General features: G+C 32.8%; 21 protein-coding genes. 16 read left to right on the plus strand and 5 right to left on the minus strand.

Features of this window, described 5'->3' with window-relative positions:
- Nucleotides 1-11 precede the first annotated feature (11 nt).
- The 8 genes from SOJ_RS07830 (at nt 12) to SOJ_RS07865 (ending at nt 8,592) form a co-directional block, all read left to right on the plus strand.
- Nucleotides 12-908 carry a phosphate acyltransferase gene (locus SOJ_RS07830; protein WP_002507528.1) on the plus strand — a complete coding sequence of 299 codons (897 nt, stop codon included), beginning with the start codon at nt 12-14 and terminating at the stop codon, nt 906-908.
- Nucleotides 909-1,171: 263 nt separating this feature from the next.
- Nucleotides 1,172-2,233: a butyrate kinase gene (gene buk, locus SOJ_RS07835; protein ID WP_002507529.1), complete on the plus strand. Its 1,062-nt coding sequence runs from the start codon at nt 1,172-1,174 to the stop codon at nt 2,231-2,233.
- Between the two features lie 10 nt (nt 2,234-2,243).
- A complete protein-coding gene (gene lpdA, locus SOJ_RS07840) occupies nt 2,244-3,665 on the plus strand; it encodes a dihydrolipoyl dehydrogenase (protein WP_002507530.1) in 1,422 nt (473 codons plus the stop codon).
- 15 nt (nt 3,666-3,680) lie between these two features.
- On the plus strand, nt 3,681-4,679 hold the full coding sequence (locus SOJ_RS07845) for a thiamine pyrophosphate-dependent dehydrogenase E1 component subunit alpha (RefSeq protein WP_002507531.1): 999 nt from the start codon (nt 3,681-3,683) through the stop codon (nt 4,677-4,679).
- On the plus strand, nt 4,672-5,655 hold the full coding sequence (locus SOJ_RS07850; protein ID WP_002507532.1) for an alpha-ketoacid dehydrogenase subunit beta: 984 nt from the start codon (nt 4,672-4,674) through the stop codon (nt 5,653-5,655). The genes SOJ_RS07845 and SOJ_RS07850 overlap by 8 nt, the downstream gene beginning before the upstream one ends.
- Nucleotides 5,656-5,667: 12 nt before the next feature.
- The gene (locus SOJ_RS07855; RefSeq protein WP_002507533.1) at nt 5,668-6,936 is read left to right on the plus strand and encodes a dihydrolipoamide acetyltransferase family protein; all 1,269 of its coding nucleotides are present in this window, start codon (nt 5,668-5,670) and stop codon (nt 6,934-6,936) included.
- A gap of 213 nt (nt 6,937-7,149) precedes the next feature.
- On the plus strand, nt 7,150-7,587 hold the full coding sequence (gene brxB / locus SOJ_RS07860; protein WP_002507534.1) for a bacilliredoxin BrxB: 438 nt from the start codon (nt 7,150-7,152) through the stop codon (nt 7,585-7,587).
- 12 nt (nt 7,588-7,599) lie between these two features.
- Nucleotides 7,600-8,592 (plus strand): aromatic acid exporter family protein, encoded by a 993-nt coding sequence (locus SOJ_RS07865; RefSeq protein WP_002507535.1) that lies wholly within the window; start codon nt 7,600-7,602, stop codon nt 8,590-8,592.
- 160 nt (nt 8,593-8,752) lie between these two features.
- Here SOJ_RS07865 and prli42 read toward each other — a convergent pair whose 3' ends face one another.
- The gene (prli42, locus tag SOJ_RS14395; protein ID WP_002512439.1) at nt 8,753-8,851 is read right to left on the minus strand and encodes a stressosome-associated protein Prli42; all 99 of its coding nucleotides are present in this window, start codon (nt 8,849-8,851) and stop codon (nt 8,753-8,755) included.
- Nucleotides 8,852-9,070: 219 nt separating this feature from the next.
- Here prli42 and SOJ_RS07870 point away from each other — a divergent pair, with 219 nt between their 5' ends.
- From SOJ_RS07870 to SOJ_RS07885, 4 genes are all read left to right on the plus strand, one after another.
- Entirely contained in the window at nt 9,071-10,207 is a 1,137-nt protein-coding gene (locus SOJ_RS07870) for a M20/M25/M40 family metallo-hydrolase (protein WP_002507536.1), read from the plus strand.
- A 68-nt stretch (nt 10,208-10,275) separates the two neighbouring features.
- Complete coding sequence (gndA, locus tag SOJ_RS07875; protein ID WP_002507537.1) at nt 10,276-11,685, plus strand: NADP-dependent phosphogluconate dehydrogenase; 1,410 nt, start codon at nt 10,276-10,278, stop codon at nt 11,683-11,685.
- Between the two features lie 300 nt (nt 11,686-11,985).
- On the plus strand, nt 11,986-13,002 hold the full coding sequence (locus SOJ_RS07880; protein WP_002507538.1) for a LacI family DNA-binding transcriptional regulator: 1,017 nt from the start codon (nt 11,986-11,988) through the stop codon (nt 13,000-13,002).
- 1 nt (nt 13,003) lies between these two features.
- The gene (locus tag SOJ_RS07885; protein ID WP_002507539.1) at nt 13,004-14,653 is read left to right on the plus strand and encodes a glycoside hydrolase family 13 protein; all 1,650 of its coding nucleotides are present in this window, start codon (nt 13,004-13,006) and stop codon (nt 14,651-14,653) included.
- A gap of 78 nt (nt 14,654-14,731) precedes the next feature.
- Here SOJ_RS07885 and SOJ_RS07890 read toward each other — a convergent pair whose 3' ends face one another.
- Both SOJ_RS07890 and zwf read right to left on the minus strand, forming a co-directional pair.
- Nucleotides 14,732-15,604: an AraC family transcriptional regulator gene (locus SOJ_RS07890; protein WP_002507540.1), complete on the minus strand. Its 873-nt coding sequence runs from the start codon at nt 15,602-15,604 to the stop codon at nt 14,732-14,734.
- Nucleotides 15,605-15,894: 290 nt separating this feature from the next.
- On the minus strand, nt 15,895-17,379 hold the full coding sequence (zwf, locus tag SOJ_RS07895; protein WP_002507541.1) for a glucose-6-phosphate dehydrogenase: 1,485 nt from the start codon (nt 17,377-17,379) through the stop codon (nt 15,895-15,897).
- Nucleotides 17,380-17,529: 150 nt separating this feature from the next.
- Here zwf and rnz point away from each other — a divergent pair, with 150 nt between their 5' ends.
- A complete protein-coding gene (rnz, locus tag SOJ_RS07900; protein ID WP_002507542.1) occupies nt 17,530-18,450 on the plus strand; it encodes a ribonuclease Z in 921 nt (306 codons plus the stop codon).
- A gap of 283 nt (nt 18,451-18,733) precedes the next feature.
- Here the strand turns inward: rnz and proC are convergent, their stop codons facing one another.
- The gene (proC, locus tag SOJ_RS07905) at nt 18,734-19,549 is read right to left on the minus strand and encodes a pyrroline-5-carboxylate reductase (RefSeq protein WP_002507543.1); all 816 of its coding nucleotides are present in this window, start codon (nt 19,547-19,549) and stop codon (nt 18,734-18,736) included.
- Between the two features lie 142 nt (nt 19,550-19,691).
- Between proC and SOJ_RS07910 the strand changes: the two genes are divergently transcribed.
- Entirely contained in the window at nt 19,692-20,450 is a 759-nt protein-coding gene (locus SOJ_RS07910) for an SDR family NAD(P)-dependent oxidoreductase (protein WP_002507544.1), read from the plus strand.
- 138 nt (nt 20,451-20,588) lie between these two features.
- On the opposite strand, the gene SOJ_RS07915 is transcribed toward SOJ_RS07910, so the two are convergent.
- Nucleotides 20,589-21,503, minus strand: a complete 915-nt coding sequence (locus SOJ_RS07915) for an aldo/keto reductase (protein WP_002507545.1) — start codon at nt 21,501-21,503, stop codon at nt 20,589-20,591.
- A gap of 219 nt (nt 21,504-21,722) precedes the next feature.
- On the opposite strand from SOJ_RS07915, the gene SOJ_RS07920 reads away from it, so the two are divergent.
- Nucleotides 21,723-22,265 carry an NUDIX hydrolase gene (locus SOJ_RS07920; protein WP_002507546.1) on the plus strand — a complete coding sequence of 181 codons (543 nt, stop codon included), beginning with the start codon at nt 21,723-21,725 and terminating at the stop codon, nt 22,263-22,265.
- A 105-nt stretch (nt 22,266-22,370) separates the two neighbouring features.
- Nucleotides 22,371-22,817 carry a ferric iron uptake transcriptional regulator gene (fur, locus tag SOJ_RS07925; protein WP_002507547.1) on the plus strand — a complete coding sequence of 149 codons (447 nt, stop codon included), beginning with the start codon at nt 22,371-22,373 and terminating at the stop codon, nt 22,815-22,817.
- The last annotated feature ends 9 nt before the right edge of the window (nt 22,818-22,826 follow it).

Consider the following 22,826-nt stretch of genomic DNA (forward strand, 5'->3'; position numbering starts at 1 on the left):
TGTTGGTTTTCATGCAATATCAACATTTAATTAATCCGACTACAACTTTAAAGGGTAATATAGCCATTTTATATGCAAATGATGAAAAGATGCTCTCAGTCGTGACAGAAGCACTAACTTTAACAGATATAGAAGTGTTCTTATATGATACACATGATTTAACTGAAATCATAAGATCTTTTAATATAGATGCACGATTATTAAACAGAATTCACATTTATACATTTGAAGATGAAAATGAATTATTTAAACAATGTGCACAAGATTTATCACGCGGAAAAGTTTCGATATTAATGAAAGGTAATTTAACGTCTTCCTCATTATTATCTTTTGTTTTAAGTAATAAAAATTTCATAGAAAATCATGGTTTTCTAAGTCATGTCGCATGTTTCGATATACCGAATTATCATAAAACATTAATGATGAGTGATGTTGCTTTAAACATTTCACCTTCAGTAGAAGAAAAAAGAAAAATCATTAAAAATTTATCGCTATTTAGTAAGGCATTAGGTTATGAACAGTTTAAAGTAGGTTTATTATCATCTGTCGAAAAAGTTACAAGAAAAATATCATCTTCTACAGATTCTAAAAAAATCAAAAATATTTTTAATAGAGATTGGGATGATTATTTAATTGTTGACGGTCCGCTAGCTTTTGATAACGCGATAAGCATGGAAAGTGTTATTAAGAAAAATATTAAGTCTACTGTAGCTGGTGACGTAGATGCATTACTTGTATCACATATTGATGTTGGCAACGCGTTATACAAATCATTCACATACTTTGCTGATGCACGTGTAGCAAGTCTAGTTTTAGGCGCAAAATTCCCAATTGTACTTACTTCTAGAGCTGATAATAAACAAAATAAACTCGATTCATTGTTGTTAGCCCTAAAAGTTTTAAATTAACCTTGCTATGAAAGCCTCATTTTACTTGTTGCGATTAAAAATAGGTTATTAATTTTATATTTTGTCTATTTGATGTAAAATATAAGTGGATATTATAAATAGTTTAATATAATCCTTTTATGTGCGATGACTTTTCAATATTGACTACTTATTTCAAATTTGAATCTTGTAAACTAGCCGTTGCATAATAATAAATAAACTATGTTCTCTTAGCAGATAGAGTTAATACTTTCTATTTTATTTTCAATAAAGAAGGTGAGGCAATGTCTCAAATTTTAGTGCTTAATTTAGGAAGCACATCTTCTAAGGTTGCTATTTACACAGATGCGTATTGCAATTATAACGAAACAATACGGCATGATTTTGAAATTACTTCCTTAAATCTGATAGAGCAAATCAAACATCGACGATTTGAAATTGAACATTTTGTGAAAAAAGTAGCTGACGTAAATTTTAGCGACTTTGATGGAATTGCGTGTAGAGGAGGATTATTAAAACCTATACGTGGCGGTGTCTATACAATTAACGAAACGATGTATAATGATCTTCGAACATTTAAATACGGTAACCATGCATCTAATTTAAGTGGTGTTATCGGTTATGAATTAAGTCAAGATCTTCAAATACCTGTTTTTACAATTGATCCTGTAGTTGTAGATGAATTAATGGATATTGCTAGAGTTACAGGTATTAAAGATATAAAACGAAGGTGTATTTTTCATGCATTAAACCAAAAAGCTGTTGCAAGCTTATATGCAAATACATCCAATAGAACATATAAACATGTTAACGTTATTGTTGCGCATATGGGTGGTGGTATAACTGTTGGGGCACATAAACAGGGTCTTGTCGTTGATGTGAATGAAGGCTTGCTAGGCGAAGGTCCTTTTAGTCCTGAACGTGCAGGTTCGATACCAAATGATTTGTTATATGAATATGGCTATAAACGCAATTTTACACCGCAAGAAATGAATCACTTTTTGAGCAAAAAAGGTGGATTTATTAATATGTTTAATACAAATGATTTAAAAGTGTTATCACTTAAATATGAATCAGATAATGATGTAAAACTAGCGTTTGATGCTTTAGCATATCAAGTCGCGAAGGCGATTGGCGAACGCGCAATCGTTTTTAAAGGAAACGTTGATCAAGTCATCCTTACTGGAGGACTGAGTTATAATAAAACACTAACATCCTTAATTCAATCTTATGACGATTGGATAGCACCAGTAACAATTTATCCCGGTGAAAAAGAAATGGATGCTTTAGCGACTCGCACATCGCTTGTTTTAGAAGGTATAGAAAGTGCTAAAGTTTATAGTTAGGAGTGCAAGCATGTCAGTAGAAAAATATGATTTAGTAATATTAGGCGGAGGTACAGCCGGTTATGTCTCGGCAATCCGAGCATCTCAACTTGGCAAAAAAGTTGCACTTGTAGAAAAGTCATTACTTGGAGGCACTTGTTTACATAAAGGATGTATCCCGACAAAAGCACTTTTAAAATCAGCAGAAGTTATGCATACAGTTAAAAATTCAAGTGAATTTGGCGTTGATATAAACGATTTTAAATTGAACTTTTCACGCGTTCAGGAACGTAAACATGAAGTCGTAAATCAAATATTTAACGGTGTGAAACATTTAATGGACCATAATAAAATAGATGTATTTAATGGTACGGGTCGTTTATTAGGACCTTCAATATTTTCACCACAAAGTGGTACTGTTTCAGTAGAATTTGAAGATGGTGAGTCAGAGTTAATCCCTAATAATAACGTGTTGATTTGTACTGGTTCTCAACCAATGGAACTACCATTTTTGCCATTTGATCATAATATCGTCCTATCTAGTGACGATATTTTAAATCTTGAGCATCTACCAAGTTCTATCGCAATTGTTGGAGGTGGTGTAATTGGTTTAGAATTTGCCTCATTACTTGTAGATTTTGGTGTCGATGTATCAGTGATTGAAGCTGGAGAACGTATTCTACCAACTGAAAGTAAATCAGTAGCAAAAGTATTAAAACAAGAATTAACTGAGCGCGGCGTAATGTTTTATGAAAATACGCAACTAGGTGAAGAAAATATTATAATTGATGAAAATAAAATTACAATAACACTGAATGATGCATCAATTACATTCGATAAGGCTCTTGTTTCGATAGGTCGTAAACCGAATACTGATGATATCGGACTAAACAATACTAAAATCAAGCTGACTGATAAAAACCATATCACCGTCAATGAATATCAACAAACTGAAGATAAGCATATTTACGCTGCTGGTGATTGTATTGGTAAATTGCAACTTGCACACGTGGGTTCAAAAGAAGGGATCACCGCTATCGAACATATGTTTGAATCATCGCCACTACCGGTAGATTATCTAAAAATGCCAAGATGTGTTTATAGTAAACCTGAAGTAGCGAGTATTGGCAAAAATATAGAACAAGCCAAAGCAGAAAATATTAAAGCACGTGCCGTAAAAGTGCCGTTTAAAGCAATTGGTAAAGCGGTAATTGAAGAAACAGGAAATCAAAGTGGTTTTTGTGAAGTCGTAATCGATCAAGAAAATGATACTGTATTAGGACTGAATATGATTGGACCTCATGTTACAGAACTGATAAATGAAGTATCTTTATTCCAATTTATGAATGGTTCAACATTAGAACTTGGTTTAACAACCCATGCACATCCTTCTCTTTCTGAAGTACTAATGGAATTAGGATTAAAAGTTGAGAATAGCTCGATTCACGTTTAATAAGGAGGCAATAAAATGTTTGATTATAAATCAGTAGGCTTAGAAAAAGAAGACCTACAAGCAATGTACAAATGGATGGACTTAGGTCGTAAAATAGATGAACGTATGTGGCTACTAAATCGTGCAGGCAAAATCCCCTTTGTCATTAGCTGCCAAGGACAAGAAGCAACACAAATAGGTATGGCTTACGCTATGCAAAAAGGTGATATTTCGTCACCTTATTATAGAGATTTAGCACTTGTAACTTATTTAGGTATGACACCACTAAATTCTATGTTAGCTGCTTTTGGTAAACGTGATGATATCAACTCGGGTGGAAAACAAATGCCTTCTCATTTTGGTCAAAGTGACATAGGCATGCTTTCTCAAGGTTCTCCAGTAGGAACTCAAATTTTACACGCTGTTGGTGCTGCTTTATCCTTGAAAATGGATAAGAAACCGAACATAGCAATGACAACTGTCGGTGAAGGCAGTTCAAACCAAGGTGATTTTCACGAAGGTTTGAACTTTGCAGGAGTACATAAATTACCGTTTATTTGTGTAATCGAAAATAATAAATACGCGATTTCAGTTCCTGATTCACTTCAATATGGTGCTGAAAAACTTTCTGACCGTGCTATTGGCTATGGAATACATGGTGAGCATGTGGATGGAAATGATCCAATAGCTATGTATAAAGTAATGAAAGAAGCTAGAGAACGCGCTTTAAATGGTGGCGGGTCAACACTTATTGAAGCTATGTGTACAAGAATGACTGCTCATTCATCTGATGATGATGATAAGTATCGTCCAAAAGAAGAGCGTGATGAACTTAAATCTTTAGATTGTAACCTTAAATTTAAAGCATTTTTACTTGAAGAAGGTTTTATTGATGAAGACTGGTTAGATGATTTAGAGAAAGAACATAAAGAAATAGTCAATCAAGCAACTAAAGAAGCTGAGCAAGCACCTTATCCATCAGCAGAAGAAACTTATACGCATGTTTATGAAGAAGGAGGCTCAAACAATGGCTAAATTATTCTATTTAGAAGCCATCCAACAAGGGCTAGACCAATCAATGGAAAAAGATAACGACGTTTTCGTATTAGGAGAGGATGTTGGCAAAAAAGGTGGCGTATTTGGCGTCACTTTAGGATTACAAGAAAAATATGGTGAAGCGCGTGTATTAGACACACCATTAGCAGAATCTAATATAGTTGGTACAAGTATAGGTGCTGCAATGTTAGGTAAACGTCCTGTTGCTGAAATTCAGTTTGCTGATTATATTTTACCAGCTACAAACCAAATCATTAGTGAAGCTGCTAAGATGAGATACCGTTCCAATAACGATTGGCAATGTCCGATTACAATTCGTGCGCCGTTTGGTGGGGGAATTCATGGTGCGCTTTATCATTCGCAAAGTGTTGAAGCGATATTTGCATCGACACCTGGTTTGACTATTGTTATTCCTTCTACACCTTATGATGCAAAAGGTTTACTATTGTCATCAATTGAGACGAATGATCCAGTGCTCTTCTTTGAACATAAAAAGGCATATCGCTTACTAAAAGAAGAAGTACCAGAAGACTATTATACTGTACCTATAGGTAAAGCGGATGTTAAACGTGAGGGCGATGATATTACTGTGTTCACTTATGGCTTATGTGTAAATTACTGTATTCAAGCAGCAGATATGTTATCTGAAGATGGAATTAATGTAGAAGTTGTTGACTTGCGAACAGTTTATCCTTTAGATAAAGAAACAATTATTGAACGTGCTAAATTGACTGGTAAAGTATTATTAGTCACAGAAGATAACTTGGAAGGTAGTATTATTTCTGAAGTATCTGCGATTATATCTGAAAACTGTTTATTTGATTTAGATGCACCTATAATGAGACTTGCTGGACCAGACGTTCCATCAATGCCATTTGCACCAACTCTTGAAGACGAGTTTATGATCAATCCAGATAAGATAAAAATTAAAATGCGAGAACTTGCAGAATTTTAAGGAGGCACAATCATGGAAATTAAAATGCCTAAACTCGGTGAAAGTGTGCATGAAGGAACAATAGAACAATGGCTTGTATCTGTAGGAGACACAGTTGAAGAATATGATCCATTATGCGAAGTCATCACTGATAAAGTGACAGCAGAAGTGCCGTCTTCATTTTCTGGAACAATTAAAGAAATTATAGTAGAAGAAGGCGCAACAGTAGCAGTAAATGAAGTCATATGTCTTGTTGATATAGGTGATGAATCTCAGAAAACGAACAACCCAATTACACATCAAGCAACAGAATCTAATGAAGCTCAAGATGTTGCTTCAAATGACATAGATGATAATGTGAATAATACTTCAAATGAAAATAAACCTAAAAACAATGGTCGCTTTTCACCAGTGGTATTTAAACTTGCTTCAGAAAATCAAATCGAGTTATCTGAAGTGATTGGTACTGGGTTTGAAGGTCGAGTTACGAAAAAAGATATTGAAAAAGTAATTAAAAAAGGTACAAACAAAACGCCTTCAACAGTTGTAGCACCTAAAGATTCACCTAAAGTTACAAAACAAGCGTATTACAATGAACCTTCTCCAGGATCATCAATTCCAGTTAATGGCGTTCGTAAGCAAATCGCTCAAAACATGGTAAATAGTGTTAATGAAATACCACATGCATGGATGATGGTAGAATCGGACGCTTCAAATTTAGTGAAAACACGTAATTATCATAAGCAAAGCTTCAAAGATAGCGAAGGATATAATTTAACTTTCTTTGCATTTTTCGTAAAAGCTGTTGCAGAAGGCTTAAAAGCGTACCCACTGTTAAATAGTAGCTGGTCAGATTCAGAAATTGTTATGCATAAAGATATAAATATTTCTATAGCTGTCGCAGATGAAGACAAATTATATGTTCCTGTAATTAAAAATGCAGACGAGAAATCAATTAAAGGTATTGCCCGTGAAATTAATGAGCTTGCTAATAAAGCGCGTAACAAAAAATTACGCTCTGACGATATGCAAGGTGGTACGTTTACTGTGAATAATACAGGCACATTTGGTTCTGTTTCATCTATGGGTATCATCAACCATCCTCAAGCAGCAATATTGCAGATTGAATCTATTATTAAAAAACCTGTCGTAATTGATGATATGATTGCAATTCGCAATATGGTTAATTTATGTCTATCGATTGATCATCGTATTTTAGATGGCCTTCAAGCAGGTAGATTCATGAATTTTGTAAAAACACGTATTGAACAATATTCAATTGAACATACAAGCATATATTAATATATTTAACTCTGTAGAATGAGTGTGAGACTAAAGTTTCACACTCATTTTTCATTTAATTTGCTGAATTAACATATGTTTTATCAACTGTTCACGATATAATTTTTATGAATTTAAGCAATATTATTATATATAATAATCACACATGTTGAAGTATTGCGCATATATTAGTAGAATAAAAGTAATAATTCAGAAATGAAAGGTGACGTTAATATGGATTTAAATTTTGATTTATATATGACTGATGTTGTTAATCAAGCAAGAAATGAAATAGAACAAGCTGGATATGAGCAATTAACATCTCCAGAAGAAGTAGATAAAGTATTACAGCAAGAAGGAACGACACTTGTGATGGTTAACTCAGTATGTGGTTGTGCTGGAGGTATCGCTAGACCAGCAGCAACACATGCTCTACATTACGATAAAACTCCTGACCGCCTTGTAACTGTATTCGCTGGTCAAGACAAAGAAGCAACACAACAAGCAAGAGATTATTTTGAAGGTTATGCACCATCAAGTCCATCATTTGCATTAATCAAAGATGGTAAAATTGCTCAAATGGTAGAACGTCACCAAATTGAAGGTCATGACGTAATGGATGTCATCACTCAATTACAAAACACATTCGACACTTATTGTGACGAAAAATAGAGGGACTAACACATGACACGTTTGAATCCATACCGCATCGGATTTAGAACGATAAAGACTGCAATTGGAATGGCACTAGGTATTATTATTGCAAAATTAATCGGTTTAGATAATTTTGCATCTAGTGCCATTTTAGTGGTTCTTTGTATTAAACATACAAAGGTTCATTCACTACAAGCAATTGTATCTCGTTTTGTATCTTGTCTTATGATACTTGCACTTGGCTCTATTGTTTTTTATTTATTAGGACAAAACGCAATTGTTTTAGGTATTATTGTACTTCTTTTTATTCCTTTAACTGTTGTATTTAAAGTTCAAGAAGGTGTTGTTACAAGTTGTGTTATCTTACTTCATGTTTTCAATGCTAAAACGATTGACATGGATTTATTTTTCAATGAAATTATCTTATTAATTGTTGGGCTCGGCATCGCATTCTTAATGAACGTTATTATGCCAAGCTTAGATAGTAATTTAAAACAATATAAACAACAGATTGAAAATCAATTTACTGAAATTTTTCAAATGTTCAGTAAAGCTTGTAAAAATCCAAATCCCAGCTTAGATATATCTTTTGAAAAGTTAAAAGTTACAATTCGCAAAGCTAAATCAATCGCATTTAGAGATGTTAAGAATCACTATGTTAGAAATGAAAATTCTTATTATCATTATTTTGATATGCGGGAAGAACAGTTAGAACTATTACGAAGAATGGCTCTAATCCTTCAAAATATTGAAACCAAAGATTGCTTATTATCCAAAATATCTAATTTATTTGCTGAAGTAGGAACAAATGTAAATAGTAATGATTATACTGCGTTAAGATTGCATTCGTTATATGAAATTCGAATAGAATTAAATGAATTAGACTTACCTACATCACATGAAGCTTTTCGAACGCGTGCAAACCTATTACAACTTTTAAATGAACTTGAATCATATTTATTATTAAAATCACAATTTGGATCATTAAGATTACATAATGATTCTAAAATCACAACAACCTAAATATAAAAGCCATACAAAATTCTTATAATTTAAGGATTTTGTATGGCTTTTATTCATTTTTGTAACTGTATTCTTCGACTATGCATATATTAGTGATTTATCGCTTTAAATAATAAAATAAAGTTTAGTTAAAAAGTGATACTTTCAAAATCCATTATGATTAATTCACTAATGGAACAACGCTTGTCAATACCAGTGCAAGTATAATAGCTACTAACATAACTATAATAATAACTCTTAAAACTTTGTTGTTACTCACAGATGATTCCTCCAAATCTAGAATATGGAATTAAAAAATAGATAAAGCACACTGTAAATATCAATATAATTCAATTACAACATATTCAATTTTAAACTATTTTATAATAATATTATATCATATGAATCCTCTAGAATTGAAACATATTAGTTTTGCTTACGGACACATTTCGTTACACTTAAACATAAAGTATATAAAAAATGGAATGGGGATTTTCAAATGATAAATAAACAACGACTCCTAGCTACTTTTTTGGAATTAGTGCAAATTGATTCTGAGAGTGGGAATGAGATTGAAATTCAACAGTTACTCAAATCTAAATTTGCAAACTTAGGGTTAAAGGTAGATGAAGACAATGCTGGGCAACTTGAAAATTTGGGAGCAAATAATTTAATTTGCACATTAGAAGCAACGACAAATGATGACAATATAGATAATATCTATTTCACAAGTCATATGGATACAGTTGTGCCGGGGATTAATGTAAAGCCAATAGTTAAAGATGATGGTTATATCTATTCAGATGGAACTACGATTTTAGGTGCTGATGATAAAGCTGGATTAGCTACTATTTTAGAATTAATTTACATATTAACTGAACAAGACATAGCACATGGTAAGATTCAATTTGTACTTACTGTTTCGGAAGAATCTGGTCTGGAAGGGGCAAAAGCATTAGATACATCTTTACTCGATGCTAAATACGGCTATGCTATCGATGCAAGTGTAGACGTAGGAACAACTGTTATCAATGCTCCCACACAAATGAAAATCAATACTACAATTCATGGCAAAAAGGCTCACGCGAGTGTACCTAACAAGGGTGTAAGCGCGATTAGTATTGCCGCTAAAGCTATAAGTGCGATGAAATTAGGTCAAATAGATGAATATACGACAGCTAATATAGGACGTTTTGAAGGCGGGTCTGCAACAAACATTATAGCTGACAAAGTAACACTTATGGCTGAAGCTCGATCACATTCAGACGAAAGTATAAATGCTCAAGTAGCTCATATGAAATCTGTTTTTGAAGAAACAGCAGAAAAATATGGTTGCTCAGCTACAGTTGAAATTATTAATAGTTATCCTGGCTTTAAAATTTCACAAGATGCCATTGTTACTAACGTAGCTAAAGCCAGCGCAATTGCATTAGGATTAACACCGAACACAGTTATGGCTGGCGGGGGATCTGATGGTAATATAATTAATCAATTGGGTATACCTACTGTCATCTTAGGTGTAGGTTACGAACACATACATACAACTGAAGAACGTATGTCAATTAATGCTTTAAATCTTCTAGCAGAACAGCTTATAAAAATAGTTGAAATAACTACTCAAAAATCTGAAAACTGATTAAGTGAATATGAGTGATGCTTTGTGATACAATATATGAGAAAACTTTAATAAGAGAGGTTAGTTAAATGACACAACAAATTGGTGTAGTAGGTTTAGCCGTAATGGGTAAAAACCTTGCTTGGAATATTGAATCACGAGGATATAGCGTTTCAGTTTTTAACCGTTCATCTTCTAAAACAGATGAAATGGTAACAGAATCTGAAGGTAAAAATATACATCCGACGTACTCTATAGAGGAGTTTGTGAATTCTCTAGAAAAACCCCGTAAGATTTTATTAATGGTGAAGGCAGGACCAGCAACAGATGCAACAATCGATAGCTTATTACCATTACTAGATAATGATGATATTTTAATCGATGGTGGTAACACTAATTATCAAGATACAATCAGACGTAATAAAGCACTAGCTGAAAGTGGTGTTAACTTCATCGGAATGGGCGTTTCTGGTGGTGAAGTTGGTGCGCTTACTGGTCCTTCATTAATGCCTGGTGGACAACAAGAAGCATTTGATAAAGTTAAAGACATTGTAGAAGCAATCTCTGCTAAAGCTGAAGATGGCGCTGCATGTGTAGCTTATATTGGACCTAATGGTGCCGGTCACTACGTTAAAATGGTACACAATGGTATTGAATATGCAGATATGCAATTAATTGCTGAAAGTTACGCAATGATGAAAGACTTACTTGGTATGTCACATGAAGAAATTTCACAAACATTCAAAGACTGGAATGCTGGTGAACTTTCAAGTTACTTGATTGAAATCACTGGTGACATCTTCACTAAATTAGATGATGATGGTAATGGTCCATTAGTTGAAAAAATCATGGATACTGCTGGCCAAAAAGGTACAGGTAAATGGACTTCTATTAACGCTTTAGAATTAGGTATTCCATTAACAATTATTACTGAATCAGTATTTGCACGCTTTATTTCTTCAATTAAAGAAGAACGTGTGAATGCTTCGAAACAATTAAATGGACCAAGTACTAAATTTGAAGGAAACAAAGAAGAATTTCTTGAAAAAATCCGTAAAGCACTATATATGAGTAAAATTTGTTCATACGCACAAGGCTTTGCTCAAATGAGAAAAGCTAGTGATGACAATGAATGGAATTTAAAACTTGGAGAGCTTGCTATGATTTGGCGTGAAGGTTGTATTATTCGTGCACAATTCTTACAAAAAATTAAAGAAGCATATGATAATGATACAGAATTACAAAATCTATTATTAGATCCATACTTCAAAGATATCGTAACAAACTATCAAGATGCATTACGTGATGTTGTAGCTACTGGTGTACAAAATGGTGTTCCAACACCAGGTTTCTCTGCAAGTATTAACTATTATGATAGTTATCGTTCAGAAGACTTACCAGCTAACTTAATTCAAGCTCAGCGTGATTATTTTGGTGCGCATACTTACGAACGTAAAGACCGTGAAGGCGTATTCCATACACAATGGATTGAAGACTAATTCACATCTTCATATAACATTATAAAAGACGTGAAGCTACTTCGCGTTTGAAACTACTAGCAAAGTCTACGGACTTTACTAGTAGTTTTTTTATGCAGATTTTCAATATCAGGCTTACTATTACATTGAGTTAGCAATTAATGTAATTTCTAAAAAAATTTAATCCATAATTACAAAAAACACCAATTATGTGCAATCGTTTGCACAAATCCTTTGACTTTCCTTTTATACTTACTTATCATTATAATTATAGACTTGAAAACGCTTTACTTATACACATTAGCAAAGGATGACTTAATCTTGATAACTATAAAGGATGTTGCGAAAGCAGCAAATGTAGCTCCATCGACAGTTTCACGTGTCATCAGTGGTAACAATCGTATAAGTGATACCACTAGAGGAAAAGTATTGTCGGTGATGAAAGAACTAGGCTACCAACCAAATCATGCAGCTAGGACCTTAGTTACAAAAAAATCTAAAACAATAGGTATCATTCAAAAAAGCGGACGTAATGAAACAAGACAAAATCCATTTATCATAGATGTCCTTTCAGGTATATATAAATCATGCAAAGCACATGGTTATGCAACAATATCAACCACAAATGAACAATACGAAAATATAGAATTAGAAGTAAGTCACATGATTTCTTATCATGCAGTAGATGGGTTTATTTTATTATACTCAAAAGAAAACGATGTGATAGAACAGATACTCACTCAACAAAGTATGCCATACGTCGTGGTGGGGAAACCTTTATTAGATAAACAAATCATTCATATAGATAACAATAATGTTGAAGCATCTGAGCAATTAACACGCTATCTCGTAAGTCTAGGGCATACTAAGTTCTTATTTTTAGCTGAACGTGGAAATTATGAAGTTGTTAAAGATCGAATCGAAGGATTTACCAATGTTCTTAAACAACATACACAAAAAGGCCTTATTGAATATTTTGATATGAATTACCAAAGCATAAAATCATACTTTCATCATTTACTCACACATAACGAACTACCTTCAGTCATTATTACATCAGATACGATGCTCAACCATATTGTTCTTAGCGTATTGTATGAATTACAAATTCGTGTACCAACAGATTTACAAACAGCAACCTTCAATGATTCATACTTAACTGAATTTGCAGCGCCACCACAAACTGCAGTCAATATTCATCCTGACTTATTAGGTGAATCAGCAGGCGACGCAATCATTCAATTAATTAGCGGAGAACATATTGTCGATTTTAACAAAGTTATTCCAACAGATATTATCAAAAGGGTATCAACTCAATATTTAAAAAAGGAGCAATAATATGAATAAACAGTGGTGGAAAGAGGCAGTAGCTTATCAAGTTTATCCTAGAAGCTTTAACGATTCAAATAACGATGGCATTGGTGATTTACAAGGGGTTATTGAAAAACTAGATTATATACAAGATTTAGGTATCGATATCATCTGGTTAAGTCCGATGTATAAATCACCAAATGATGATAATGGTTATGATATTAGTGATTATCAAGATATCATGGATGAATTCGGAACGATGGAAGATTTCGATCAATTGTTAGATGGTGTACACCAACGCGGTATGAAGCTCATTTTAGATTTAGTAGTCAACCATACATCGGATGAACATCCATGGTTTATAGAATCTAAATCTAGTAAAGATAATCCAAAACGAGACTGGTATATCTGGAAGGATCCAAAAGCTGATGGATCTGAACCTAATAATTGGGAAAGTATATTTAATGGTTCTACATGGGAATATGATAAAGCAACTGGTCAATACTATTTCCATTTATTTAGTAAAAAACAACCTGATTTAAATTGGGAGAATAAAGACGTTAAAGCAGCTGTTTTTAACATGATGAACTGGTGGTTTGAAAAAGGGATTGATGGCTTCAGAGTGGATGCAATTACCCATATTAAGAAAACATTCGAAGCTGGGGATTTACCAGTTCCTGAAGGCAAAACATATGCACCCGCATTTGACGTAGATATGAACCGACCTGGCATACATGATTGGTTACAAGAAATGAAGAATGAATCCTTAAGTCATTATGATATTATGACAGTAGGTGAAGCAAATGGTGTGAATCCTGACAATGCTGATGAATGGGTCGGTGAAGACAAAGGTAAGTTTAATATGATTTTCCAATTTGAACACTTAGGTTTATGGAATACGGGCGATATTAAATTTGATGTTAAAGCATATAAAGATGTGTTAAATAGATGGCAAAAAAAACTTGAAGATATAGGCTGGAATGCATTGTTTATAGAAAATCATGATCAACCTAGACGTGTATCTACATGGGGGGATGATGAAAGATTTTGGTATGATTCAGCTACAAGTCATGCGGTTGTATATTTCTTACAGCAAGGCACACCGTTCATATATCAAGGACAAGAAATCGGTATGACAAATTATCCATTTGAAAGTGTGGAAACATTTAACGATGTTGCAGTAGTGAATGAATATAATATTGTTAAGGCTCAAGGTGGCGATTTAACCGAACTATTAAACAAGCATAAAATGGAAAATAGAGATAATTCTCGTACACCAATGCAATGGACTAACGGTATAAACGGTGGTTTTTCTGAACATGAGCCTTGGTTCCCAGTTAACCCTAATTACACTGAAATTAATGTATCATCACAGCAACAGGATTCAAATTCAATATTGAATTTTTACAAATCTCTTATACAACTGAAAAAATCACATGATATTTTTACGTATGGTACGTTCAATCTGATAGATGCTGAAAATGAACATGTATTTGCTTATATTAGAGAATTAGATGGGAAACGTGTACTTGTAGTAGGAAACTTAACTGATAAGTCTGCCACATTGAAATTCAATGAAACGATAAATGAAAATAATATTGAATTGCATAATTACAAAGACAACAAATTGAATTTAAATGCATTACGTCCATTTGAAGCTTTTGTAATAGCTTTATAAAAAATTATTATATTTAAGCCTACAAAAAACCTCTAACGATATTTGAATTATTTTGAATTCAAATTATGTCAGAGGTTTTTATAGTTCGTTGTCATGATATTGTTCTTGATCTACAGGCATCCATAGCTGAACTTTAGTCACAGCATCGTCAAAAGATAATTCCAAGGGATAAACTTCCACATACAAGCTATTATGCTCATATGGCAAGGTCATTTGAAGACTTGTTTCGATGTAATACCAAGCTTCGTTAATGACATAGTCTAAATCACCTTGTAAGTTAAATTTAGCATATTGTCTTTCAGGTAAGAAACGGCTTTCTAAGTGAGCAGGGTATCTTTCACTTGGTACACCCACAAATATTTCCATGCCTTGATCTAGTGGACAGTTAACTACGAATAACTCATGTGGACTTACATCATTATAACGTTCAAGCTCTTTTATTTTTCCATCGACTAATAAATCTTCTAAAAAATCAGGCACTTTATATGGATTTTCTAATTCATCTGCATCTAAAAATTGATTGTAACCCACTAATGACAAGCCTTGCGTATCTTCTAATCTGTAATTATAAGGTGCAGTTTCTGTTGTTGTCAGTTTTATATAAAGTCTTGGTTGCATTTTAAGTTCTTCGCGTTTGGTATTAACTTGTATGGGTGATACCCCATGAAAATCACTGAAATCATTGGCGAAGGCGTTTGTATCACTATAATTGTATTTTTTAGCTACATCCACTAAACGACTTGAACCACTAATAATCTCTTTTGCTGCTAAAGTCATTCTACGTGACCTCGCATATTCACTTGGAGACTGACCAACAATCATTTTAAATGATTGATCAAGATGATAAGGTGAAAGACCAACGTAATCACTGAGTTCTTGCAAATGAAAAGGCTCTAGCAAATGATCTTCTATAAAAACAATTGCCTGTTGTATTTGCTTGATAACGTCCAAAACTTTCACTCCTAATTTTCAAATGACTCATTCGTCATCATTGCTTTTAAATTTATTGTTGGAAAACGTTAGCATTGTTTACCTAATTAATTATATTCTACATCATTTCACTTATACTTACATCTCAAAAATATTGAATAGAGTAAAATGTAAATAAGTAAAGTTGTAAAATTTATGTAATTTACTCAATAGATTAAATCATAACACAAAAAAAGGTTAAGAAAAAAGCAACAACACAAGTGATGTTTTACACTTGTGCTGTTGCCTTATGTTATAGAAAGATAAACATCTTAATGAATATCGTCCCACCAATGGAAACCATCTCTACTTAAGAGTAATTCACTTTCTAATGGACCGTTTGATCCCGCTTCATAGTTAGGGAATTCAGGTTCATTTTGGTTCCATTCTTCTTGTATTGCATCTACAAATTTCCAAGTAGATTTTAACTCTTCCCAATGGGTAAAGTTAGTAGCATCACCATTTAGACAATCAAATAATAAATTCTCATACGCATCGACAGTATTCATTTTATCTTGTGCACTCATTGCATAAGATAATTGAACAGGTTCTGTTTCAATCCCCTGAACATTTTTCTTCGCATTTAAATGTAATGATACACCTTCATTAGGTTGGATGTTGATGACAAGTAAATTTGAATCTAATTTTTTATCTGTTTCATAATATAAATTCATAGGAACTTCTTTAAACTCTACAACGACTTGAATCGTTTTACTCTTCATTCGTTTACCTGTTCTAATATAAAATGGCACGCCAGCCCATCTAAAGTTATCGACAGTCAATTTACCTGAAACGAAAGTAGGGGTTGTGGAATCTTCAGCAACACGTTCTTCATCTCTGTAACGTTTTACTTTTTGACCATCAATTGTACCTTCGTCATATTGACCGCGAACAAAGTTTTGACGAACTTCTTCTGATTCTAATTTACGCAATGATTTGAGCGCTTTAACTTTCTCAGCTCGTATATCTTCACTGTGTAAACTAATTGGTGCTTCCATTGCTAATAATGCAACCATTTGTAACATATGGTTTTGAACCATATCTTTTAAAGCACCACTTGATTCATAGTAACCACCTCTATCTTCAACACCTAATACTTCTGAAGATGTTACTTGAATGTTAGAAATGTACTTATTATTCCATAAAGGTTCGAACATCGCATTTGCGAAACGAAGTACTTCTATATTTTGTACCATGTCTTTACCTAAGTAATGGTCAATACGATAAATTTCTTCTTCTTTAAAAGAACGACGTAATTGTTCATTAAGTTGCTCTGCTGACTCTAAATCTGTGCCGAATGGTTTTTCGATAACTAAACGTTTGAAACCAGTAGTGTCGGTTAATCCAGATGATTTCAAATAATCAGAAATCACACCAAAGAAATTAGGAGCCATAGCAAGGTAGAATAATCTATTACCTTGAAGTTGGAACTCAGTATCTAATTTATTACTCACTTCTAGTAATGATTGATAACTTGCTTCATCACTGACATCATGTTTATGATAAAACACATGTTCCATAAATTTATCAAGATGTTTTGTATCTTTAACATGTTCTTGAATTGATGATTTCACTTGACTACGGAAATCATCGTTTGTTAAGTCTCTTCTACCTATCCCAATGATTGCAACTTGTTCATTTAAGTTTTCTTGTTGATACAAATGGAATAATGATGGAAATAATTTTCTGTGACTAAGATCACCAGTTGCTCCAAAAATTGTTATTAAGCATGGAATATCTTTGTTTCTAGTGTTCAAGATCAAAACCTCAATTCTTTTTATAAATCTCTATTTATTATAGACCAATATTCAGTATTGTTCCTACAATTTTGCTCGGAAGTATTTAATTTTAATATATTTTTTATTCTTTTGTATGATAAAATGTGAACAAGAAGAGGAGGCATATGCATGGAAATCACATTTTTTGGCACGAGTGCAGGTCTACCAACCAAAGAAAGAAACACCCAAGCAATTGCATTAAATTTAGAACCATACTCAAATAATGTTTGGTTATTTGATGTGGGTGAAGGGACTCAACATCAAATACTGCATCATTCAATCAAATTGGGTAAAGTTGATCATATTTTTATTACACATATGCACGGGGATCATATATTTGGTTTGCCCGGACTACTAACGAGTCGTTCATTTCAGGGTGGAGAAGGTAAGCCACTCACTGTAGTTGGACCAAAGGGTATTCAACAATTTATAGAGACGGCCTTACAACTATCTGAATCCAGATTAAATTATCCAATCACATACATAGAAATTGAAGAACAATTAAACTACCATCACAACGGTTTTAATGTGAACGCACATCTATTAAATCATGGGATTACATCTTATGGCTACAGAATTGAAGCGCCTTATACCCCGGGGAAAATTGATGTTCAAGCCTTAAAGGATATTGGTTTGGAACCGGGACCTAAGTATCAAGATATTAAAATTAATGAAACTTTTGAACATAATGGATTAATTTATGATTCTAATCAATTTAAAGGCGATGCTGTTAAAGGTCCTGTTATCGCTATATTTGGCGACACGATGCCTTGTAAAAATGAGTTGTTAATTGCTCAAGATGCAACAGTAATGGTACATGAAAGTACTTATATAGAAGGAGATAAAATGTTAGCAAACAATTATCACCACAGTCATATTGACGATGTATTTGATTTAATTGATGAAGCTCAAGTTGAATATAGTTTAATTACACACATAAGTAATCGCTATACAAAAGAAGAAGTAGAAACGATCAGTCAGTCATTAAAATCACGAGACACAACACCGCCATTCATGTTTGTTAACGATTTTGATTCATGGTCATTTTAATTACAGCTAATTTAAAATAGTAATATAGATATATAACGAAAGCGTAAGTTCTTAATTTAGGAACTTGCGCTTTCAAGATATCAACAGTGCATTTAATATAGATTGACATTATGTTACTCCATGTTTTGTGCACGCTTTCCACGAGTTTAGTTGTAAAATAAAGTGATGAAATATTACGAAATTAAAATAACACTAATTCATATGCAACATACAATGAATTAGTGTTATTATTTTATATTTATAAATGAGTTAAAATAGCACTTGTATTTATACTTTAATTTAACTAATCGTCATCTTGACTTGATAATTCAATACTTCTATTAACAGCAGCGCGTAAACAATCTTCGAACACACCTTCAATATCATGTTCTGATAACGCATTTAAGCCTGCTTGGGTAGTGCCACCTTTAGAAGTTATATTTTTTCTCAATTGTTCCATACTCAATTCAGATCGTTCAATCATTTTACTTGTGCCTATAATTAAATTACGGATAGATTCTTCGACTTGAGATTTCTCTAAACCTAGTTGCGTGCCCGCAGTAACATATTGTTCGAATACGTGATATAAAAAGGCTGGACCGCTTCCTGTAATCGCAGTAACTTGATGCAAGTTATCTTCAGAAACTTCTATTGCTGAACCAAATGCATTGATTAAATCATCAACTTCTTCTTTAGATTTTGGTCCAAAATTATTAGAAAAACTAATACCTGTTACAGAATGACCTACATGCGCATTTGTATTTGGCATAATACGAGCAATTGGATTATCAGCACCAATTTTTTCGCGAATATAGCTTATTGGTAAACCAGCCATAATAGAAATGAATTTATTATTTTCTGTTACATTAGGTCTAATACGCTCAGATAACACATCAAAATCATAAGGTTTTGTACCTAAAAATACATAATCAGCATCTTTTAATAATGCTTCATCATCATAACTATAATTCACACCTAATTTTTCTGCATAATCTTTAAGTGCAACTTCGTTAGAACGATTTGTTAAATAAATATTGTTAGAATCAATCACTTTTGAATTAACGATACCTGTAAAAATGGCATGAGCCATGTTACCAGCACCATAAAATACTAGTTTCATGTAAATATTTCACTTCCTCTTAGTTTTTATGTTTCTATATTAACATAGATTTATAATATAACTAATATTTATATTATATACATGACATACCATAGCCATTTCAATTATACTAACTGTACATTGACAAAGGGTAGGGATAATTATGATTGGCAAACATTATATTTTAACTGGAGGAACGAGTGGTTTAGGTAAAGCAATATTAAAAATACTATTAAAAAAAAGAGTGTTTGTGACAGTAATCGTACGTAATCCACAAAAATTAGATGATATTATTGCGCAATATGGTACAGAACATTTATCAATCATACAATGCGACTTACAATCACAAGCTCAAATTCTAAAGCTTAAGCATCATTTTCAAGACCAATCAATCGATGGTTTAATTTATTCATCTGGGTTAGGTTATTTTAAATCAATAGAACAACATAGTATTGATGAAATGTTAGAAACGTATACTTTAAATATAACGAACTTCAATATACTTATGACTGCAATACAACCATTTCTAAGCACTCATCCATCTATCGTTGGTATTGGCAGCCAGTCTGCTTTTTTAACACAAGCTTATGCTGCACATTACGGGGCAAGTAAAGCAGCTTTTAACCAAGTCTTGAATGCACTTCGCATTGAAAAGCCCAACTATCATGTCTTAACTGTAAATACTGGTCCCATTGCTACACCATTTCATGAAAAGGCAGATCCATCTTTAGCATTTGCACAAAAATATAAAAGTATCATGCTAGATTCAGATAAATTGGCTCAGCAAGTCGTAAAAGGGATGCTCACGAACAAAACAGAAATTAACGAACCTAAATGGATGCATTTTATGTTAAAACTGTATCAACTTGCACCACGCTTTATCGAAAAACATTACACTATGTTGTTTAAAAATAAAGCTTAATTACTACTATTCTATTTATCTATTATGAACTTAAATGACAATATAAAAAGAGTTAGCTGTACTTTAACGATAATAGATGAAGAACATGACATCTACTTTCACAAGTATCAAACTAACTCTTTTTAGTGTTGTGATTTATTATTTTAAATGTTGTGTATATTCCAAATTCTTAACACGATTACGTGCAGCTTTTAATTTTTCTAAACTTATTTCTTTTGATAATTCGTAATTCTTCACATTTTCATCTAATTGATCAACACTGCTAGCTCCCATAATAATAGATCCTAGAGCATCATGTGACGTAAGATAGTTAAATGTTAAACTAGTTAAATTATTTTCGATTTCTTTAATAGAAGCTATCGTTTCACCTAACTCTTGGTAAGTGTAATCAAATATACCTTCTGCAAATTTTGAATCTAACGCTTGATTACTATTAGTAGTTAACAATCCTTTAAAAACAGGACCACGCGCAAGTACTTTAACCTTTTTAGCATGCACATCATCTAATAATACTTCTGGTCTATTATCAATTAAGTTAAATTGAGACATTAAAGTTTCGATATCGCTGTGTTTTAAATAATAATCGATCACATTAGGTCGAATTGACGATATGCCATACGCACGCACAATACCTTCTTTTTTCAATTCATCAAATGCACTAATTGTTTCATCTAGTGGATCGTCGATTGTGCCACCATGTAATTGATATAAATCTAAGTGATCTAATCCTAATCTTTGTAATGAGTCCTTCACAGCATCTTTGATATAGTTTTTAGAAGGATCCCAAAATGTAGTACCATCATCAGCTAAATGATTACCCACTTTTGTGCCAATCACAATATCATCTCTATTTTGATATTTTTTCAAGGCTTTTCCAACAATATCTTCGTTTACACCTTTATCATAAATATCAGCCGTATCAAAATATGTGATGCCTTGTTCAATCGCACGTTCTATAATTGGTTCTGCTTTTTTATAATCAGTGCCTAAACTCATACAACCTAAACCTAATTCTGAGATTTCGATACCACTTTTTAAAATGTTTTTTTGCATGTCGTTTCTCCTTTCGATACACTTAATGATAGGGCATAGATGTAATAAAGTAAGTTGTTATGAATTACTTTATTACATTGCGCAAAAACTTTAGATATAAATGAAATATTAGCACTTAGCTTTCTATAAATATCGCTTTTATCGCTTTCGCTATCGCCTGAAACACTATCTTGTTAATCTTAACAATAACCTAATTCAAATAAAAGGAACGTGATTATAATGAATCTATTCGAGAAAACATTACATAAAGAGTCCATTTACAAAGGCGCAATTATTGATTTAGAAGTCCATGATATAGAATTACCCGATGGACAAACGTCAAAACGTGAATTGGTCTACCATAATGGGGCAGTTGCAGTATGTGCAATAAATCCAGATAATCAAGTTATTCTCGTCAGACAGTATCGCAAACCTGCTGAAAAAACATTATTAGAAATACCAGCTGGTAAATTAGAAATTAATGAAGAAAGAGAATCGGCTGCCAAAAGAGAATTAGAAGAAGAAACGGGCTATATTGCCGAAAATTTGGAATTGATTACTGAAATGTATGGTTCTCCTGGTTTCTCTAATGAAAAGATTTCTATTTATCTTGCCAAAGACCTTAAAATAGGTGAAATGAATTTAGATGATGATGAATTTATTGAAATCGAAACATATAATATTGAAGAAATAACAGTCATGCTCCAAAACAAAGAAATCGAAGATGCTAAAACGATTATTGCTTTACAATATCTATTACTTAATTATAATCATTATAAATAACTCGCCTACAAACTTGCGTATTTTATCAATTATTGGTATTTTATATATATAAATCATTATGTAAATTGAAATGATTATAATTATTAGTAGGGGAGTGAGGCTTCCGTGGAAGAACGATTAAATCGCGTGAAGCAACAATTACAACAATCATCTTATAAATTAACTCCGCAGCGCGAAGCAACTTTAAGAGTTTTAATTGAAAATGAGAAAGATCATTTAAGCGCTGAAGACGTTTATTTAAAAGTTAAAGATAAAGCACCTGAAATAGGACTTGCGACTGTCTATCGGACGCTAGAATTATTAGCAGAATTAAAAGTTGTGGATAAAATTAATTTTGGTGATGGTGTTGCCCGTTTTGATTTACGTAAAGAAGGCGCTAAACATTTCCACCATCATCTTGTTTGTATGGAATGCGGTAAAGTAGAGGAAATCGAAGAAGATTTATTGCCTCAAGTGGAAGAAAAAGTAGAGCAAGATTTTAACTTTAGAATTTCAGACCATCGCTTAACATTCCATGGTGTATGCTCAGATTGTCAAGCTCTAGGCAAATAAGCTCAACAT

This window comes from Staphylococcus sp. OJ82 (genome assembly GCF_000294465.1).
In the GTDB taxonomy this organism is placed as follows: domain Bacteria; phylum Bacillota; class Bacilli; order Staphylococcales; family Staphylococcaceae; genus Staphylococcus; species Staphylococcus equorum.

Coding starts and splice junctions, on each gene's coding strand:
- SOJ_RS07830 (WP_002507528.1), top strand. CDS start 12: ATGCAATATCAACATTTAATTAATCCGACTACAACTTTAAAGGGTAAT.
- buk (WP_002507529.1), top strand. CDS start 1,172: ATGTCTCAAATTTTAGTGCTTAATTTAGGAAGCACATCTTCTAAGGTT.
- lpdA (WP_002507530.1), top strand. CDS start 2,244: ATGTCAGTAGAAAAATATGATTTAGTAATATTAGGCGGAGGTACAGCC.
- SOJ_RS07845 (WP_002507531.1), top strand. CDS start 3,681: ATGTTTGATTATAAATCAGTAGGCTTAGAAAAAGAAGACCTACAAGCA.
- SOJ_RS07850 (WP_002507532.1), top strand. CDS start 4,672: ATGGCTAAATTATTCTATTTAGAAGCCATCCAACAAGGGCTAGACCAA.
- SOJ_RS07855 (WP_002507533.1), top strand. CDS start 5,668: ATGGAAATTAAAATGCCTAAACTCGGTGAAAGTGTGCATGAAGGAACA.
- brxB (WP_002507534.1), top strand. CDS start 7,150: ATGGATTTAAATTTTGATTTATATATGACTGATGTTGTTAATCAAGCA.
- SOJ_RS07865 (WP_002507535.1), top strand. CDS start 7,600: ATGACACGTTTGAATCCATACCGCATCGGATTTAGAACGATAAAGACT.
- SOJ_RS07870 (WP_002507536.1), top strand. CDS start 9,071: ATGATAAATAAACAACGACTCCTAGCTACTTTTTTGGAATTAGTGCAA.
- gndA (WP_002507537.1), top strand. CDS start 10,276: ATGACACAACAAATTGGTGTAGTAGGTTTAGCCGTAATGGGTAAAAAC.
- SOJ_RS07885 (WP_002507539.1), top strand. CDS start 13,004: ATGAATAAACAGTGGTGGAAAGAGGCAGTAGCTTATCAAGTTTATCCT.
- rnz (WP_002507542.1), top strand. CDS start 17,530: ATGGAAATCACATTTTTTGGCACGAGTGCAGGTCTACCAACCAAAGAA.
- proC (WP_002507543.1), bottom strand. CDS start 19,549: ATGAAACTAGTATTTTATGGTGCTGGTAACATGGCTCATGCCATTTTT.
- SOJ_RS07910 (WP_002507544.1), top strand. CDS start 19,692: ATGATTGGCAAACATTATATTTTAACTGGAGGAACGAGTGGTTTAGGT.
- SOJ_RS07915 (WP_002507545.1), bottom strand. CDS start 21,503: ATGCAAAAAAACATTTTAAAAAGTGGTATCGAAATCTCAGAATTAGGT.
- SOJ_RS07920 (WP_002507546.1), top strand. CDS start 21,723: ATGAATCTATTCGAGAAAACATTACATAAAGAGTCCATTTACAAAGGC.